This is a genomic window from Rhizobium phaseoli (genome assembly GCF_001664385.1).
Classification (GTDB): domain Bacteria; phylum Pseudomonadota; class Alphaproteobacteria; order Rhizobiales; family Rhizobiaceae; genus Rhizobium; species Rhizobium phaseoli.
The window spans coordinates 1-16,061 of the sequence record NZ_CP013536.1 but is presented as its reverse complement, the minus strand read 5'-3'; the positions used below and the strand labels follow the sequence as shown (position 1 = coordinate 16,061).

Below are 16,061 nucleotides of genomic sequence, written 5' to 3'. Positions count from 1 at the left end.
GGATCAGCCCTGCGACAAGGCGGCTCTGGTCGCCTCCGGGATCGGCGTCGGGCGGCTGTCGGAAAGGCCGACGCAGACCCAGACAAGGCCGGCCGTTGCGCAATGGGCGCCGTCGCGCCGGCGAAAGAGTTCGATCGCAAAGGCGAGGCTGGTGCGCCCGATCTTTTCGACGGCGACCTTCGCCTCGACGACATCGTCGACGTCGATCGGGTTGTGAAAGGTGATTTCCGCCTTCTTGACGTGATATGCCACACCCGAGGTGGTGTGACGGAAATGGCCGAGGATCTCGCGGTGTCTGAGGAACTCGACGACGGCATCCTCGCAATAATCGAGGTAGACCGAATTATGGACATGGCCATAGATGTCGATGTCTCGCATCGAGACCCGGAACGATGCTAAAGCCCTGTCGTCAACGCTCATTCGATCACCCAAAATTGGTGGGCTGTTCTAACCGCGAGTGCGTGGGGGATGCAAATGCAATATCAGGCGGTGGTGCGAAAATTCGGTCCGGTCCAAGAGGTCGTCGGGATCGAGCGGACGCCGCTGCAGGCGCTGCGGCGCGATCAGGTGCGGGTGCGGCTGCTGGCGCGCTCGATCAATCCTTCCGATATCATCACCATTTCGGGCGCCTATGCCGGCCGCACGACCCTGCCCTTCATTCCGGGCTTCGAGGCCTTCGGCGTGGTCGAAGCCTGCGGTGAAGAGGTCTATGGACTGCCGCCGGGGACGCGCGTACTGCCGGTGCGCAGCGCCGGCGGCTGGCAGGAGTTCAAGGACACCGACCCGAACTGGTGCCTGCGCGTGCCGGAGACGCTTTCCGATTTCGAGGCGGCGACCAGCTACGTCAACCCGATGACGGCCTGGCTGATGCTGCATATCAAGATCGGGCTGAGACCGGGCATGCGCATCGCCGTCAATGCCGCCGCCTCCTCGATCGGATCGATCCTGATCGGCCTCGCGAATGCCGTTGGTGTCGAGCCGGTGGCGATCGTCCGCAGCGAAGAATCCCGCCAGAGCCTGCGCGGCCGGCTCGAGGCTGTCATCGTCGACAGGGAGGACAGCGACCTGGCAGCCGGGCTCGCCGGCCGGCATGGCCTGGACGCCGTGCTCGACTGCGTCGGCGGCCCGCGCGCCTCTGTTCTTGCCGATGCGCTGAAGCCCGGCGGCCATTTCGTGCACTATGGGCTGCTCTCCGGTGAAAGCATCCCGAATTCCTTCTGGGCCACCCATCCCGACATCACCTTTTCCTTCTGCCATCTTCGGGAATGGGTCCATTCCGAAACCATCGACAATGTCCAGCGCGCTTATTCAGAGGTGGCCGCGCAGATCGCCGCAAAGGTGATCGCAACCGAGGTGCGGGAGGTGTTTCCCTTGGAAAGGATCGGCGAGGCGCTGCAAGCCGCCCTTCCCTTCCGGACTGGCGGCAAGGTGCTGCTCGCTTGAGGGGCCACGCTCCAACCTTGCTTCTTGCGCCCAGCCCCGGGTGGCCGACCTCGCCCTTCGAGGCCCCTGCGGGGCACCTCAGGATGAGGTCGGAGAGAGGCCGCGGCATTCTCCAACACCCATTGTTGTCCGCGCGGCATCCACCAACCCCCTCATCCCGAGGTGCGCAGGCCGAAGGCCGAAGCCTCGAAGGACACGCTCCGATCTTGTTTCTTGCCTCTATTCAAACCCTACTCGGCCCCATGCCGGAGCCGCGATCGGATGATCTCAGGATGGTTCTGCTCCGCCCATTGGATCAGGGTTTTCATGGGAGTGAGGAAAGATCGACCCAGTTCCGTCAGCTCGTATTCCACGCGCGGCGGCACCTCGGGGTAGACGGTGCGGCTGATATAGCCGTCCTGCTCCAGGTGCCGCAGCGTCTTGGAGAGCATCTGTTTGGAGATGTCGCCGACCTCGCGCAGCAGCTCGTTGAAGCGCTTCTTTTCGGTTTCCAGCGCCTCGAGCGTCAGCAGGCTCCATTGATCGCCGATACGGTCGAGCACGCCCCTGATCGGGCATCCCGCGCCCGGCCCGTCCGTTTTCTCAGGCATGGCGTCCTTCCTCTCGGTCATCGCGCGCTGACCTTGGCACTGAAAACTGCCTTCTTGCTGGGCATTTCGCGCTGTCCTAGACCAAGCCTTATAGTCTGTTTCTTAGACTAGATCGCGGAGCCATACCAAGGAGCTTGATGCATGACATTCGGGAAATCGCTTTGCGCGCTCGCCATTCTAGGGGGCATCGCCATGCCTTCCGGCGCTTTTGCCGCCTCTCGGGATTTGAAGGTCGAGGAAGCCAATCGGAAGCTGGTGGTGGAGTTCTACGACCGCTTCTTCAACAAGCATGATGTCGAGGCGGCCTCGGTGGTCGCGGAGGATTATCGACAGCACAATCCTCAGGTTCCCGATGGGAGGAAGCCACTCGTTTCCTTCTTCACCGGTTTCTTCAAGGACAATCCTCAGTCGAAGGCAGAAATCGTTCGCACCGCGGCTGACGGCGATCTCGTCTGGCTTCATGTGCATGCGACGAACGGCGCGGACGACCGCGGCGAGGCGATCGTCGATGTTTTCCGCGTCAAGGACGGCAAGATCGTCGAGCACTGGGACGTGATCCAGGCCGTTCCGAAAGAAGCAGCCAACAAGAACACTATGTTCTGAAACAATGGGGCCGGCTCTCGCCGGCCTCGACCATTGGGCGGTTAGGTGAGCGACAGCCGCGTCGCGCACCAGTCCCATACCGCGTCCACGGCCTTTCGCGGCGATGACGAGCGTTTGCGGACGAGGAAGTAATTGGGACCGATGGTCGCCGTCGCGTCCGTGACCTGCACCAGGCGCCCGGCCTCGAGATCGGCTGCCACGAAGGCGCGGCATGCGAGCACCACGCCCTGGCCGGCGAGTGCCGCATCCAGGGCCAGCGTCGTGTGGTTGAATGCCGCGCCGGACAGCTTCTCGCGGCTTCCCAGGAATACCCGCCAGTGATCTTGCGAGTCATGCAGGAGCGGCAGGCTGCGAAGCGCTTCATTGGCGAGCGGAAGGGTGAGGCCTTTGACCAGATGCGGGCTCGCGACCGCGACCAGTTCCTGGCGAAACAGCAGCTCTGCCTGCAGGGTCGCCGGAAAAGGCTGCCGGGTGAGGCGCACGGCGATATCCACCTGGTCGCGGTCGAAATCCGCCAGCGCCTCGGTGGCGACCGTTCTCAGATCTATGTCGGGAAGGGCGGTGTAGAGTTCGGCTAGGCGCGGTATCAACAGCTTTGCGGCGACGGTCGGTGTGACGCTGATCGTCACGGTTTCCGGCCGCGCGAGAAGCCGTCCGGTTGCCTCGCCGAGCGTATCGAAGGCTCGGGTCACGTCCGCCAGATAGGCCGCGCCCTGCGCGGTCAGCGCGAGCCCGCGGGGAAGGCGCTGGAACAGCATCAGGCCGAGCTGACCTTCCAGCCCGCGAACCTGCTGCGCAACCGCCCCTTGCGTGATGCCCAGCTCCTCGGCGGCGGTGCGGAAATTCAGCCTGCGGCCGGAAACCTCGAAGGCACGCAGCGCATTCAGGGGCGGCAGCTGGCGGCGGGATTGAGTCATTGATTCACCCAGTAGATTTTCTACAGTCTGGCATGTTTCTTTCTCGCGCGAAAGTCAGCACCGCATCTGGCATAATGCCTTGGAAATTCAGCAGTCGGAGATTTCAATGTCTGAAGAAAAAGTCGCTCTCATCACCGCTGGCGGATCCGGCATGGGCGCCGCAGCCGCGCGGAAACTGGCCGCGGACGGCTACCACGTCGCCGTGCTCTCCTCCTCCGGCAAGGGCGAGGCGCTGGCAGAGGAACTCGGCGGCGTCGGCGTCACCGGCTCCAACCAGTCCAACGAGGACGTGAAGCGGCTCGTCGATCTCTCGATGGAGCGATGGGGGCGCATCGACGCGCTGGTCAATTCCGCTGGCCACGGCCCGCGCGCGCCGATCCTCGATATCTCGGACGAAGACTGGCACAAGGGCATGGAGGTTTATTTCCTGAGCGCTGTGCGCCCGATCCGGCTGGTCGCGCCGATCATGGAGAGGCAGGGCGGCGGCGCCATCGTCAATATCTCGACGGCATGGGCATTCGAACCCTCGCCGATGTTCCCGACCTCGGCCGTCTTCCGGGCGGGCCTGGCGAGTTTCACCAAGATCTTCGCGGATAGCTATGCGGCCAAGAATATCCGCCTGAACAACGTCCTGCCCGGCTGGATCGACAGCCTGCCCGCCACCGAGGAGCGGCGCGACAGCGTTCCGATGCGCCGCTACGGCACGAGCGAGGAGATCGCGGCCACCATCGCCTTCCTCCTGTCGGAGGGCGCGGGCTACATCACCGGCCAGAACATCCGCGTCGACGGCGGCATCGCCCGGTCCGTCTGAGCGGGAGCTCGCCGGTGGATTTGACTGACATCGACGCCGCGGCATGGGCGGAGCTCGAAACGGCTGCGGCGGACCCGCAGTCCGGTTTCCGCTATCTCAACCTCTGCTCCGTCGATGCCAAGGCGAGACCGCAGGCGCGCATGGTGGTGCTCCGCGCGGCTGACAGGTCGGCGCGGCGTCTCGAATTTCATACGGATACGCGGAGCCCCAAATGGCTGGAGCTTTCGGCCAATCCTCACGTCACGGTCCTGGGCTTCAGCGCCGGGAGCCGGCTGCAGCTTCGGCTACAGGGAAAGGTCGAGCTTCACGGGCCGGGAAGCGGAGCGGCTGAGGCCGCATGGGACAAGCTGCCCGCGCGGACACGGACGACCTATGCCGGCGGCCCGCCCGGGGACCAGCGCGCCTTCCAAACCACCGATATGCCAGAGCCTGCGGATGTGGCCGAGGGAAAGGCGCGCTTCGGCCTCTTGATCTTTCAGGCCCGGTCGCTGGACTGGTTCCAGCTGCGCCGCCAGGACAATCGGAGGGCGTTGTTCTATTATGACGAAGCCGGGGCCCTCTCCGGTTGCCGCTGGGGTAATCCCTGAACCAATGGCACAAGGCCATGACGAGGTCGGGTAAATTTGAAAGCTGGCACCGATCATAGAGCTTTGATGGGCGAGCGGTATCGGCTAGCATCCTTGGGCAGCGGCAAGACTCAAGCGGCGGGCCCGGGAGATGCGATAATGAAGCACAGATTCCTGATGTTCGCGATGCTCGCGCTCGGCTCGGCATGGCCGGTGTCCGGCGCCTTCGCTACGGCGCAGCCGATTTTCTGGAGCGCCTTGCGGCCGGCCGATCAGGCCAGGGCGACGGTTCCGCTGTCGCCGAAAATGGTCAGCGGCCCGCAGGGCGAAACGCTGGTCTGGCGTGACGAGGGCCAACCGGTCGAACTGACAGGCTTCGTCCTGCCGATCGATCAGGACGGCGATCTCGTCTATGAATTCCTGCTGGTGCCTTGGGCCGGGGCCTGCAGCCACATGCCCACGCCGCCGCCCAACCAGCTGGTCCGTGTCATCCCGCAGGAGCCTCTGCACCTTGAAAAAAACTATGAGACCGTCACCGTGACGGGCGCGCTGCGGCCCGGCCTGGATCAGGCGCAGTTCTTCATGATCGACGGTGTCCGCGTCCTGTCCTACGGCTACAGCATGGGTCATGCCGAGGTGGCGAAGGCGACGGCAACGAAAGACCCGGATCTGCTGTCGCTATCGCCTTTCGGTGTCGTGCCGCGCTAGCGGAGAGGAGCGCGCCCCTCTCCCGACATACGGCCTCGTGTCAGATGTCGAAGGAACTCGGGAGGATCACCACGTCGCGGATCGTCACATTGCGCGGCCGGGTCAGCATGAAGAGCACGGCTTCCGCTACGTCGCGAGGTTCGATCAGCGCGCCCGCCTCTTTTGCCTTGCGCAGGTTCTCTTCCGGCCAGTCTTTCAGCAGCGCGCTGCTGACAGGGCCCGGCGAGACGGAGCCGACGCGAATGCCGTTCTTCAGGAGTTGCCGCCGCATGGTCTGGACGAAGCAGTGCATCGCCCACTTCGAAGGCGAATAGACAGGCTCCCATGGAACCGCGGCTTGGCCCGCGACCGAACTGGTGACGATGATGTCTCCCGTCCCTCTCTCGATCATGTGGGGCATGACCGTGCGGACGTTCTTGATGACCACGTTGACGTTCAGATTGAGCATGCGGTCGATCGCGTCGAGATTCGCTTCCACCAGATCCCCGCCGATATAGCTGCCGGCATTGGCGTGGAAGATGTCGAGCTGACCGACCTTCGAGAGAATGCCATCGAGCAGGCCGGCGCAATCCTCGGGGTTGAGGAGGTCGAGCGGCAGCGCGATCGCCTTCTCTCCCAGCCTGCCGCAGGCCGCACTCAGCGCCGCCTCGTCCCGGTCTATCATCACGACCGTACCGCCGGCCGCGATGATCGCTTCTGTCGACGCCAATCCAATGCCCGAGGCAGCGCCAGTGATGGCCGCGACTTTGCCTTGCAAACCGTTCATATCCACTCCTCCACTGTGTCGATCTTCTATCGCATGCGAGGTCCGCCATGGCTAGAAGTTCGCGGCGTGGCGGGGATGGTGTGGATGATCGGGCGGTGGTGCGCCGGGTGCTTCGGCGCGGGAGAGAATGCCTGACATCTCGTCCGTCATACTCAGGCTTGTCCTGGCTTGTCCCGAGTATCTGCCTCCGGTCGATAGGGCAGCAGATCCTCGGCACAAGGCCGAGGACGACGCCGAGTAGAAATGAAACGGCTGCAGAAAAGTGGCCGGAGGCCAACCCCACACTCCTCACGAAATCAGGTCATGTGGACAAGGCCCCACTCTCGGCCGTCATTCCTGTGCCTGTCACAGGAATCCAGCCACCGCGCGTCCGCGCGGTGAATGACTTACTGCCAGGCAAAGGAGTCTTCTGCGCCCAAGGACTTGGGCGCGCTGGATCCCTGTGACATCCCTCGGGCGAAGCCTGAGGCTACAGGGATGACGGCGGAGAGGTGCCTATATCCACCTAATCTGACTCGGTGAGACAGGAGAATGAACGCCTTGAGCAATACAAGGCATCCCGTACAGACAAAAAAGCCCGGGCGCGGCCGAAACCGCGCCCGGGCAAAACTCACTGAACCGATCAGACGAGATCGAAGCGGTCGGCGTTCATCACCTTGTTCCAGGCGGCGACGAAGTCCTTGACGAACTTCTCCTTGGCGTCGGCCTGGCCGTAGACTTCGGCGAAGGCGCGCAGCTGCGAGTGCGAGCCGAAGATCAGGTCGACGCGGGTGCCGGTCCACTTGGCAGCACCCGTCTTGCGGTCGCGGCCTTCATAGACTCCGTCCTTGCCGGCGGCCGGAACCCACTGGGTGGCCATGTCGAGCAGGTTGACGAAGAAGTCGTTCGTCAGCGTCTCGGGACGGGCGGTGAAGACGCCGTGTTCCGGCTGGCCGGCCTTGAGGACACGCAGGCCGCCGACGAGGACGGTCATCTCAGGGCCGGTCAGCGTCAGCAGCTGGGCGCGGTCGACGAGCGCTTCTTCCGGCTTCATGAACTGCAGGCGCTTGTCGTTCACGTAGTTGCGGAAGCCGTCGATGCGCGGCTCGAGCGCTGCGAAGGAATGCGCATCCGTCTGGGCTTCGGAGGCATCCATGCGGCCCGGCGTGAAGGGCACGCTGACGGCGGTGCCGCCGGCTGCCGCGGCCTTCTCGACGCCGGCTGCACCGGCGAGCACGATCAGGTCGGCGAGCGAGATCTTCTTGCCGCCGGTCTGGGCGGCGTTGAAGTCCTTCTGGAGGCCTTCGAGGACGCCGAGCACCTTGGCGAGCTGGGCCGGCTGGTTGGCTTCCCAGTCCTTCTGCGGCGCAAGCCGGATGCGGGCGCCATTGGCGCCGCCGCGCTTGTCGGAGCCGCGGAAGGTCGAGGCAGACGCCCAAGCGGTCGAAACCAGCTCCTGCACGCTAAGGCCGGTGGCGAGAACCTTGGCCTTCAGCTCGGCAATGTCCTTGTCGTCGACGAGGGGATGATCGACGGCCGGGATCACGTCCTGCCAGATCAGGTCTTCGGCCGGAACCTCAGGGCCGAGGTAGCGGACTTTTGGGCCCATGTCGCGGTGGGTCAGCTTGAACCAGGCGCGGGCGAAAGCGTCGGCGAACTGATCCGGATTCTCCAGGAAACGGCGCGAGATCTTTTCGTAGATCGGGTCGAAACGCAGCGCCAGGTCGCTCGTCAGCATGGTCGGCAGATGCTTCTTGCCGGCCTCGTAAGCATCCGGAATGGAGGCTTCGGCGTTCTTGGCCTGCCACTGATGCGCGCCGGCCGGGCTCTTCGTCAGCTCCCATTCATAGGCGAATAGGTTTTCGAAGAAGTAGTTGCTCCACTTGGTCGGCGTTTGCGACCAGGTGACTTCGAGGCCGGCGGTGATCGCATCCTTGCCAACGCCGCTGCCGAACGAGCTTTTCCAGCCGAGGCCCTGGTCCTCGATCGCCCCGCCTTCCGGCTCGGCGCCGATGAAGGACGGGTCGCCGGCGCCATGCGTCTTGCCGAAGGTGTGGCCGCCGGCGATCAGCGCCACGGTTTCTTCGTCGTTCATCGCCATGCGGGCGAAGGTTTCGCGGATGTCACGCGCCGAAGCGAGCGGGTCGGGATTGCCGCCCGGGCCTTCCGGGTTCACGTAGATCAGGCCCATCTGCACAGCGCCGAGCGGCTCGGCGAGCTGCCGTTCGCCGCTGTAGCGCTCATCACCGAGCCAGGTGCCTTCAGGACCCCAGTAGAGCTCTTCCGGCTCCCAGACGTCGGCGCGGCCGCCGGCGAACCCGAAGGTCTTGAAGCCCATGGATTCCAAGGCGACGTTGCCGGTGAGGATCAGAAGGTCGGCCCAGGAGATGCGGTTGCCGTATTTCTGCTTGATCGGCCAGAGCAGGCGGCGGGCCTTGTCGAGGTTGGCATTGTCGGGCCAGCTGTTGAGTGGCGCAAAACGCTGCTGGCCCTGGCCGGCGCCGCCGCGCCCGTCGGTGATGCGGTAGGTGCCGGCGCTGTGCCAGGCCATGCGGATGAAGAGACCGCCGTAATGGCCGAAGTCGGCCGGCCACCAATCCTGCGAATCGGTCATCAGCGCGGTGAGATCCTTCTTCAGCGCGTCGAGATCGAGCTTCTTGAACTCCTCGGCATAGTCGAAATCCTTGCCCATCGGATCGGCGCGGCCGGAATTGTGATGAAGAATCTGCACGTTCAGCTGGTTCGGCCACCAGTCGCGGTTGGAAGGGCCGCGCGGCTTGTTGCCATGGGCCACAGGACATTTGCCTGCGGTGTCAGTGGGGTTGTCCATGATCGTCTCCTTCATTGCTTGATCTGTCTGCGGTTCAAAAAGATGAGCCGAGCTGGCGCCCCACTCTCTCCCTTGCAGTCTTCATATCGGAAGCGTTCAATAATTTTAAGTTGGATTTACTGATTGCTGCGATAAGCTGAGCTTATGAAAAATCTTACCCTGAAACAGCTACGTTATTTTGAAGCCTTGGCAAGGGACGGCCGTTTTCGCCGTGCCGCCGATGCCTGCGCCATCTCCCAGCCGGCGCTCTCCATGCAGATCAAAGAACTTGAGCAGGAGTTGGGCAGCGAACTCTTCGAGCGCGGCGCCCGCGAGGTGAAGCTCACCCCGTTCGGCCAGACCTTCGCGCTGCGCGTTCGCGATATCCTGCGCGCCGTGGACGAGCTCGGCGAGTTTGCCCGCGCCTCGCGCGACAGTTTCCTCACGCGCCTGCGCATCGGCATCATCCCGACGATCGCGCCTTATCTGCTGCCGGCGATTATAAACGATCTCAACAAAAGCTTCGCGGGAATTCAGATCGAGGTGCGCGAGACGCAGACGGGCAAGCTGGTCCAGGAGCTGGCGCAGGGCCAGCTCGATATGGCGATCGTCGCGCTGCCGGTGTCGGAACCCTCGCTGACCGAGCTCGAACTGTTCAAGGAGGAGTTCGTGCTGGTCCGGCGGCACGAGGATGGCGGCAAGCCGGTGCCCGAACGCGAGGCGCTACGCGAAATGCGGCTGCTGCTGCTCGAAGAGGGCCACTGCTTCCGCGACCAGGCCCTGTCATTCTGCAAGGTGGGGCCCGCCCGCCCGCGGGAAATCATGGAAGGCAGCTCGCTCTCCACCCTCGTCCAGATGGTCGGCGCCGGCATCGGCGTCACTTTGATCCCGGAGATGGCCGTTCCGGTCGAAACGCGCTCGGCCCATGTCTCGATCTCCCGCTTCCCGTCGCCGCAGCCATCGCGAACCATCGGCATGGTCTGGCGCAATTCCACGCCGATGGCCAAGCAGTTGCAGGAGGTCGCCGAGGCGGTGCGCCGCTCGGCGGAGGCGATGCGGGAGCAGTATGCCGAGGGGTGACGAACGACGGCTGTCGCAGTCGGTGCCCAACACTTGCCTTTGTGGGGAAGGTTGAGGATCGATAAGTGCCAGCGCCTTCGCGTTACGGCCTTCGCTTGAAGGTATGGTCGGCTGTGGGGAACTTCCGCGCGCGCACCTCGTCGGCATAGGCGGCGGCGGCATCCGCGACCCTCTTGCCAAGATCGTCGTAACGCTTGACGAAACGAGGCTTGAAATCGTTGAAGAGCCCGAGAATGTCGTCGCAGACCAGAACCTGGCCGTCGCACGCGGCCGAGGCGCCGATGCCGATGGTCGGTATGTGTATGGCTGAAGTCACCTCGCGCGCAAGCGGTTCCACCGTGCCTTCGACGACGACGGCAAAAGCTCCCGAGCCGCCGATGGCATGTGCGTCGCGCCGGATCTTCGAGGTCTCGTGTTCGGAGTGCCCGACGGAACGATAGCCCCCGGCGGTCTGGACCTGCTGCGGCATCAGCCCGATATGCCCCATGACCGGTATCCCGCGCTTCGTCAGGAAGCCGATGGTCTCGGCCATCTCCTCCCCGCCTTCCAGCTTGACGGCGTCGCAGCCGGTCTCCTGCAGGATGCGCACGGCGTTGCGGAATGCAACCTCTTTCGATTCCTGGTAACTGCCGAACGGCATGTCGACGACGACGCAGGCCTTGGCGACGCCGCGCATCACAGCCCTGCCGTGGGCGATCATCATATCGAGCGTGACGCCGATGGTGGTCTCCATGCCGTAGAGCACCATGCCGAGCGAATCCCCGACCAGCAGCAGGTCGCAATGCTCATCGAGCAGCCGTGCAATCGGCGTGGTGTAGGCCGTCAGGCAGACAATCGGTTTGCCGCCCTTCATGGCCGAGATGCGGGCTGGCGTCAGGCGCTTCTGGGTTCCGGTGGCGCTCATTTCGTCACTCCCTTTCCCGACTGCCCGGTCATGCGGTTGTTCCGGACGATGTTATTGTCCCCGGCGCTTTGGCTACGGATCACCCGATTGTCGAGAAGCCGCGTCGTGCCGATGCTGATGAAGAGCGCCACGACGATGGGGTCTTCGATCCTAGCGACCGGCGCGAGCGTCGAAGCATCCCGGACGGCGACAACTTCCGCCTTTGCCAGGGGCTGCCGGCCGATGAAGGCGGTGAGCTTTTTCTCGAGCTCCCCGGCATCGGTGAGACCCTCGGAGACCAGGCGCTCGGCCTCATCGAGCGTCTGAGGAACGATCACCGCCGCGCGACGTTCGTCGGGGCTGAGATAGACATTGCGCGACGACAGAGCGAGGCCGTCGCTGTCGCGCACCGTCGGAACCGCAATCACCCGCACCGGCACGGCGAGATCCTCCACCATGCGCTTGATGATGACGACCTGCTGGTAGTCCTTCTCTCCGAAATAGGCGGTCTGCGGCTGGACGATGTTGAACAGCTTAGAAACGACGGTGGCGACACCGGCGAAATGGCCGGGCCGGACTGCGCCTTCGAGCTCGCGGCCGAGATCGGGAACGTCGACCACCGTCTCCATAGGGCGAGGATACATGTCCTCGACGCCGGGCGCGAAGAGGAAGTTGACGCCGGCCTGCTTGAGCATGGCGCCATCGCGTTCGAGATCGCGCGGATATTTGCCGAGGTCTTCGGCCGGCCCGAATTGCAGCGGATTGACGAAGATCGAGACGACGACAATGTCGTTTTCGGCCCGGGCGCGCGTGACGAGCTGCATGTGCCCGGCATGGAGATAACCCATGGTCGGCACGAGGCCGACGGTGCGCCCCTGCCGCTTCAGCGCGTCGAGCGTGTGGCGCAGCTCTTCAATATTCGAGAAAACCCGCATGCATCCTCCCCGCGGCCGGTCATTCTTCTTGGGCGCGGATAAGAAATGTAATCGAAGCCAGAGGTCAATGCACTTCCTGACAAAAAACGATTAGATGCATGGCCGGCGGATCAGGCTGGCCCAGTCAACTCGCAAATCGAATCTCATACCCGGCTTGCCGCACGGCTAGCGCGGGGCTAGCAATTTGCGAACTGCGCCTCTATCTACCCCCTCTCCTTCAAGATACCATCACAGTCGGCCGTTATGGAGTTTACATGGACAAACCCTGGAAGATCAGCCGCGGGCCGATAGCGGCGACCGAGCTCGATGTTGAGAAGGCAAACGCGATCAACTCGCTGTTGATCCGGCCGGTCGGCGTGCTTCCGGCCAAGCCCGGTGACCCCGTCCTCCCCTTCGTCGTCGGCCTGTTCAACGAGCTGCGCCCGCTCTTAAAGCCTGATGCCGGCGTGACGGCGCTCCGGCGTGCGACCGCTGCCTATGTCCACTGCCGGCGCTATTATTTCGCAAGCGCCCAACCCGATTCCATGCGCCATAATCTCGAGGGCGAACCCGTTGAAGCGCTGTCGCAGGAGGACAGGCTGGTCGCGCAGAAGCGCTTCCTGAGCCTGAAGCAGACCGCCCACAAGTCCGAGCCGCCCGAGGAGGTGGCGCCGGTCCCTCCTCCCGTCATCAGCAAGAACGAGCAGATCCGCGCCGCCCTCCTCCGCAAAAGAAACGCCGTCCAATAGGGTAACCGACGTAGGTCTTGCTCCTCCTGCGGCCAGACCGGTGCGTTTCCACGGCAGGTTGCCGTTTGCCGCATAAGAATGCTGCAATGGGTCGACGACGGCGCGCCTGGCGGATTCTGCTTGCCAGTGTGGTGGCGGGCGCCCGGTGGGAAGCCGCGGGGCCGGCCATCACCTTCGCCGCCGGCGCGGCCTTTGCGGGGCTCGCCGACGCTGCCCTCCTCGTCGTCAAAGCAACCATGACGCAGAAGTCTTGAAGAATATTGCGCTCGACATGCAGTGGAAGAATAACCTGCTGGTGTATTCTCAGGCCAGACTATTTCCTGTGCAACGTAAGGTAGTTATAACTTCAGTTATTTCACGCTTTACAGAGCTTTAACGCTATTACTCTAATTTAAGCACCAGCTATTAAATCTCGCTGGACGTTCTAAAACGATGCGCTTTCTGGTTGCAGCTTCCCTCTTTGCAATGGCCGCAGCCCAGTCCGCGGCGGCCGATCTTTCCGCCTACAAGCGGCCGCTGACGGTGCCTTTCGAGAAGGTGACGCCCTATTCGCCGCAACTCGCGACGCTCGGCAAGATGTTGTTCTTCGATCCCCGGCTTTCCGGCAACAAGAACATGACCTGCGCCAGCTGTCATAATCCTTCCTTCGGCTTCGAGACGCCGGTGAAGACACCGATCGGCGCGGCCAATACCGCGCTCGACCGGCAGGCACCGACGGTTCTGAACGTCGCCTGGGTGTCCCCCTTCTTCTGGGATGGCCGCGCGCAGAATCTGGAGGAGCAGGCGGCGGGCCCCATCACCGCAGCCGCCGAGATGAACGGCAAGCTCGAGACTGCTGTCGCTGAAATGCAGAACATTCCCGATTACAAGGCGTGGTTTGGCGAGGTCTTCCCCGAAAAGGGCATCACAAGGGAGACGATCCTGACGGCGATCGCCACCTATGAGCGGACCGTGGTTTCCAACTGGTCGCCCTTCGACCGCTGGGTGGATGGCGACGAGAAGGCGGTCTCCGACGGCGCCAAGCGCGGCTTCGAGGTCTTCACCGGTAGCGCCGGCTGTTCCGCGTGCCACTCCGGCTGGAATTTCACTGACAACAAGTTCCATGACATCGGCCTGCCGGATGAGGATATGGGCCGCTTCAAGATCGATCCGAGCAGTCCGAACAATCAGCATGCTTTCAAGACGCCGGGACTGCGAAACACGCTCTATCGCGGCCCCTATATGCACGATGGCAGCCTGAAGAGCATGGACGAGGTGATCGCCCATTATGAAAGCGGCGGCGTCGGCCGCCCCTCGCAAGATGCCGCCATGATGCCCTTCCTGCTGACGGACCAGGAGCGCGATGATCTGATCGCCTTTTTGGGAACTCTGACCGCCGAGAAGCAGGACATTCCCCTGCCGACGTTGCCAAACTGAGGTGCATATCATGAGACTCTCCATACGCATGCAGATACTCTTCCCCATGGTGGCGACAATCGTCGTCGGCTTCGGCAGCGCCCTCCTGATCGGCAACCAGGCTATCACCGGCCAGGCCCGGGTCGCCGCTGTGGTGCAGGAGGCTGTGAACGCCAAGTTGGCGTCGGCCCATATCGAACAACAGTTCCGGCAGGCGACATCGGTGGTCGACCGGGTACTATCGATGACGAATTTCGTGCCGGCAGCCGAGGTCAAGGCAGCGTTCGAGGAAAGAAATGGCGCACTTTCGCAATCGCTCGATGAACTTGGGCGCGTTGATCTCGCAATGTCGCTGACTGAGGGGGTGCGCTCGCTTCGCGAGGCGCATGGCGCCTGGGAAACGGACGTCAAGGTGAGCCTCGGCCTGCAGCAGGCAGACCAAGTCCCGACGGCCGAGAAGCTGGCGCGCTCGCAGCAGGCGATCATGACCGGCATCACAACCGTCAACAGTATCGTCGACAGGATCGCGACCGAAAGCGTCGCCGAAGCGGGCAAGGCCCTGGAATCGAAGATCGAAGCCGAACTGGCGCTCGCGGGTCTTGCCGCCATCATCGGCCTCGGCATTCTCATTGCCATCGCCCGGCATGTGTCGCGTCCGATCCAGCGCATCACCCGATCCATGCAGGAACTGGCCGCGGGCGAGACTGATAAGGCGATCCCCTATGCCGGGCGCGGCGACGAAATCGGGCTGATGGCGGGCTCCGTCGAAATCTTCCGCCAGAACGCCATCGCCCGGATCCGGCTGGAAAGCCAGGCCGAGGAAAACCGGCGTCTGGCCGAAGCAAACCGGCTGGCCGACCAGGAGCAGGCGGAGCGCAGCGCTGCAGCACGGCTGAAGACTGCGACCTCGGGCCTCGCCGCCGGCCTGAAACGTCTCGCCGAGGGCGATCTCGCCTTCCAGCTCTCGGATCGGTTCGCGCCGGAATTCGAGCCGCTGCGGCACGACTTCAACGCATCGGTGGAGCAGCTCGGCGGCACGCTGCTTTCGGTTTCAAAAAGCGTGTCGATCATCAATTCGGGCACTCGCGAGATCAACAACGGTTCCAGCGAACTTTCCGGCCGTACCGAACGGCAGGCTGCGACGCTCGAGGAGACCGCCGCTGCGCTCGACGCCGTGACCGCCAAGGTGAGCCAAGCCTTCACGATCGCCGAAGAGGCGCGCAACGTTGCCGACAACGCCAATCGCAGCGCGATGGCATCCGGCAAGGTGGTGGCTCAGACCGTCGACGCCATGGGTCAGATCGAGGAATCCTCCAAGCAGATCAACAATATCATCGGCGTCATCGACCAGATCGCCTTCCAGACCAATCTGCTGGCGCTCAACGCAGGCGTCGAAGCTGCACGCGCCGGCGAGGCCGGCAAGGGTTTTGCCGTCGTCGCCCAGGAAGTGCGCGAGCTTGCCCAGCGTTCGGCCCAGGCCGCCCGGGAGATCAAGGAGCTGATCGGGCGGGCATCCGCCAAGGTCGCGAGCGGCGTCGAGCTGGTCAACCACACCGGCGCGGCGCTTAGCGACATCGGCCGTTTCATCGTCGATATCAACCAGCGCATGGAAGCGCTCGCCGCCTCGGCGCGCGATCAGGCGACCAGCCTGTCGGAAGTCAATTCGGCCATGGGCCAGCTCGACCAGGTAACCCAGCAGAACGCGGCCATGGTGGAGGAAACAACCGCCGCCAGCGTCACACTGGCCAGCGAAGCCGAACGGCTGCGCGAACTGGTCACCCAGTTCGAATTGGGCGGGGCAGAGTCCGGCACGCGGAGCTATCGCGACGCAGCGTGAGGTAAGCACGA

The 16,061-nt window shown here is 63.6% G+C and carries 17 protein-coding genes; 10 read left to right on the top strand and 7 right to left on the bottom strand.

Annotated features, from left to right (window positions below; all coding sequences use genetic code 11):
- Window positions 1–3 precede the first annotated feature (3 nt).
- The gene (locus AMC88_RS27290; RefSeq protein WP_064820057.1) at window positions 4–420 is read right to left on the bottom strand and encodes an acyl-CoA thioesterase; all 417 of its coding nucleotides are present in this window, start codon (window positions 418–420) and stop codon (window positions 4–6) included.
- Between the two features lie 54 nt (window positions 421–474).
- On the opposite strand from AMC88_RS27290, the gene AMC88_RS27285 reads away from it, so the two are divergent.
- Window positions 475–1,443: a zinc-dependent alcohol dehydrogenase family protein gene (locus tag AMC88_RS27285; RefSeq protein ID WP_064823812.1), complete on the top strand. Its 969-nt coding sequence runs from the start codon at window positions 475–477 to the stop codon at window positions 1,441–1,443.
- 230 nt (window positions 1,444–1,673) lie between these two features.
- On the opposite strand, the gene AMC88_RS27280 is transcribed toward AMC88_RS27285, so the two are convergent.
- Window positions 1,674–2,033: a winged helix-turn-helix transcriptional regulator gene (locus tag AMC88_RS27280; RefSeq protein ID WP_064823811.1), complete on the bottom strand. Its 360-nt coding sequence runs from the start codon at window positions 2,031–2,033 to the stop codon at window positions 1,674–1,676.
- Between the two features lie 141 nt (window positions 2,034–2,174).
- On the opposite strand from AMC88_RS27280, the gene AMC88_RS27275 reads away from it, so the two are divergent.
- Window positions 2,175–2,636, top strand: coding sequence for a nuclear transport factor 2 family protein (locus AMC88_RS27275; protein WP_010008154.1), 462 nt, complete (start codon window positions 2,175–2,177; stop codon window positions 2,634–2,636).
- A gap of 41 nt (window positions 2,637–2,677) precedes the next feature.
- Here AMC88_RS27275 and AMC88_RS27270 read toward each other — a convergent pair whose 3' ends face one another.
- On the bottom strand, window positions 2,678–3,553 hold the full coding sequence (locus tag AMC88_RS27270; protein ID WP_004674075.1) for a LysR substrate-binding domain-containing protein: 876 nt from the start codon (window positions 3,551–3,553) through the stop codon (window positions 2,678–2,680).
- Window positions 3,554–3,659: 106 nt separating this feature from the next.
- On the opposite strand from AMC88_RS27270, the gene AMC88_RS27265 reads away from it, so the two are divergent.
- The 3 genes from AMC88_RS27265 to AMC88_RS27255 all read left to right on the top strand — a co-directional run bounded on the left by AMC88_RS27265 (window position 3,660) and on the right by AMC88_RS27255 (window position 5,638).
- A complete protein-coding gene (locus tag AMC88_RS27265) occupies window positions 3,660–4,364 on the top strand; it encodes an SDR family oxidoreductase (protein WP_010025415.1) in 705 nt (234 codons plus the stop codon).
- Window positions 4,365–4,378: 14 nt separating this feature from the next.
- The gene (locus AMC88_RS27260) at window positions 4,379–4,951 is read left to right on the top strand and encodes a pyridoxamine 5'-phosphate oxidase family protein (RefSeq protein ID WP_064823810.1); all 573 of its coding nucleotides are present in this window, start codon (window positions 4,379–4,381) and stop codon (window positions 4,949–4,951) included.
- A gap of 138 nt (window positions 4,952–5,089) precedes the next feature.
- A complete protein-coding gene (locus AMC88_RS27255) occupies window positions 5,090–5,638 on the top strand; it encodes a DUF3299 domain-containing protein (protein ID WP_418314130.1) in 549 nt (182 codons plus the stop codon).
- Window positions 5,639–5,678: 40 nt separating this feature from the next.
- Here the strand turns inward: AMC88_RS27255 and AMC88_RS27250 are convergent, their stop codons facing one another.
- Window positions 5,679–6,404 carry an SDR family oxidoreductase gene (locus AMC88_RS27250; protein ID WP_064823809.1) on the bottom strand — a complete coding sequence of 242 codons (726 nt, stop codon included), beginning with the start codon at window positions 6,402–6,404 and terminating at the stop codon, window positions 5,679–5,681.
- A gap of 622 nt (window positions 6,405–7,026) precedes the next feature.
- Window positions 7,027–9,213: a catalase/peroxidase HPI gene (gene katG / locus AMC88_RS27245; protein ID WP_064824284.1), complete on the bottom strand. Its 2,187-nt coding sequence runs from the start codon at window positions 9,211–9,213 to the stop codon at window positions 7,027–7,029.
- 144 nt (window positions 9,214–9,357) lie between these two features.
- Here katG and AMC88_RS27240 point away from each other — a divergent pair, with 144 nt between their 5' ends.
- Entirely contained in the window at window positions 9,358–10,272 is a 915-nt protein-coding gene (locus AMC88_RS27240) for a hydrogen peroxide-inducible genes activator (RefSeq protein WP_004674065.1), read from the top strand.
- 82 nt (window positions 10,273–10,354) lie between these two features.
- Here the strand turns inward: AMC88_RS27240 and panB are convergent, their stop codons facing one another.
- Window positions 10,355–11,176, bottom strand: a complete 822-nt coding sequence (gene panB / locus AMC88_RS27235; RefSeq protein WP_016735359.1) for a 3-methyl-2-oxobutanoate hydroxymethyltransferase — start codon at window positions 11,174–11,176, stop codon at window positions 10,355–10,357.
- Entirely contained in the window at window positions 11,173–12,090 is a 918-nt protein-coding gene (gene panC, locus AMC88_RS27230) for a pantoate--beta-alanine ligase (protein WP_064823808.1), read from the bottom strand. Before panC ends, panB begins: the two co-directional genes overlap by 4 nt.
- Window positions 12,091–12,344: 254 nt before the next feature.
- Between panC and AMC88_RS27225 the strand changes: the two genes are divergently transcribed.
- The 4 genes from AMC88_RS27225 to AMC88_RS27215 all read left to right on the top strand — a co-directional run bounded on the left by AMC88_RS27225 (window position 12,345) and on the right by AMC88_RS27215 (window position 16,050).
- Window positions 12,345–12,818, top strand: a complete 474-nt coding sequence (locus AMC88_RS27225) for a ProQ/FINO family protein (protein ID WP_016735357.1) — start codon at window positions 12,345–12,347, stop codon at window positions 12,816–12,818.
- 86 nt (window positions 12,819–12,904) lie between these two features.
- A complete protein-coding gene (locus AMC88_RS33425; protein WP_190304501.1) occupies window positions 12,905–13,072 on the top strand; it encodes a hypothetical protein in 168 nt (55 codons plus the stop codon).
- 178 nt (window positions 13,073–13,250) lie between these two features.
- Complete coding sequence (locus AMC88_RS27220) at window positions 13,251–14,234, top strand: cytochrome-c peroxidase (RefSeq protein WP_064830116.1); 984 nt, start codon at window positions 13,251–13,253, stop codon at window positions 14,232–14,234.
- A gap of 10 nt (window positions 14,235–14,244) precedes the next feature.
- On the top strand, window positions 14,245–16,050 hold the full coding sequence (locus AMC88_RS27215; RefSeq protein ID WP_064830115.1) for a methyl-accepting chemotaxis protein: 1,806 nt from the start codon (window positions 14,245–14,247) through the stop codon (window positions 16,048–16,050).
- Window positions 16,051–16,061: the final 11 nt, after the last annotated feature.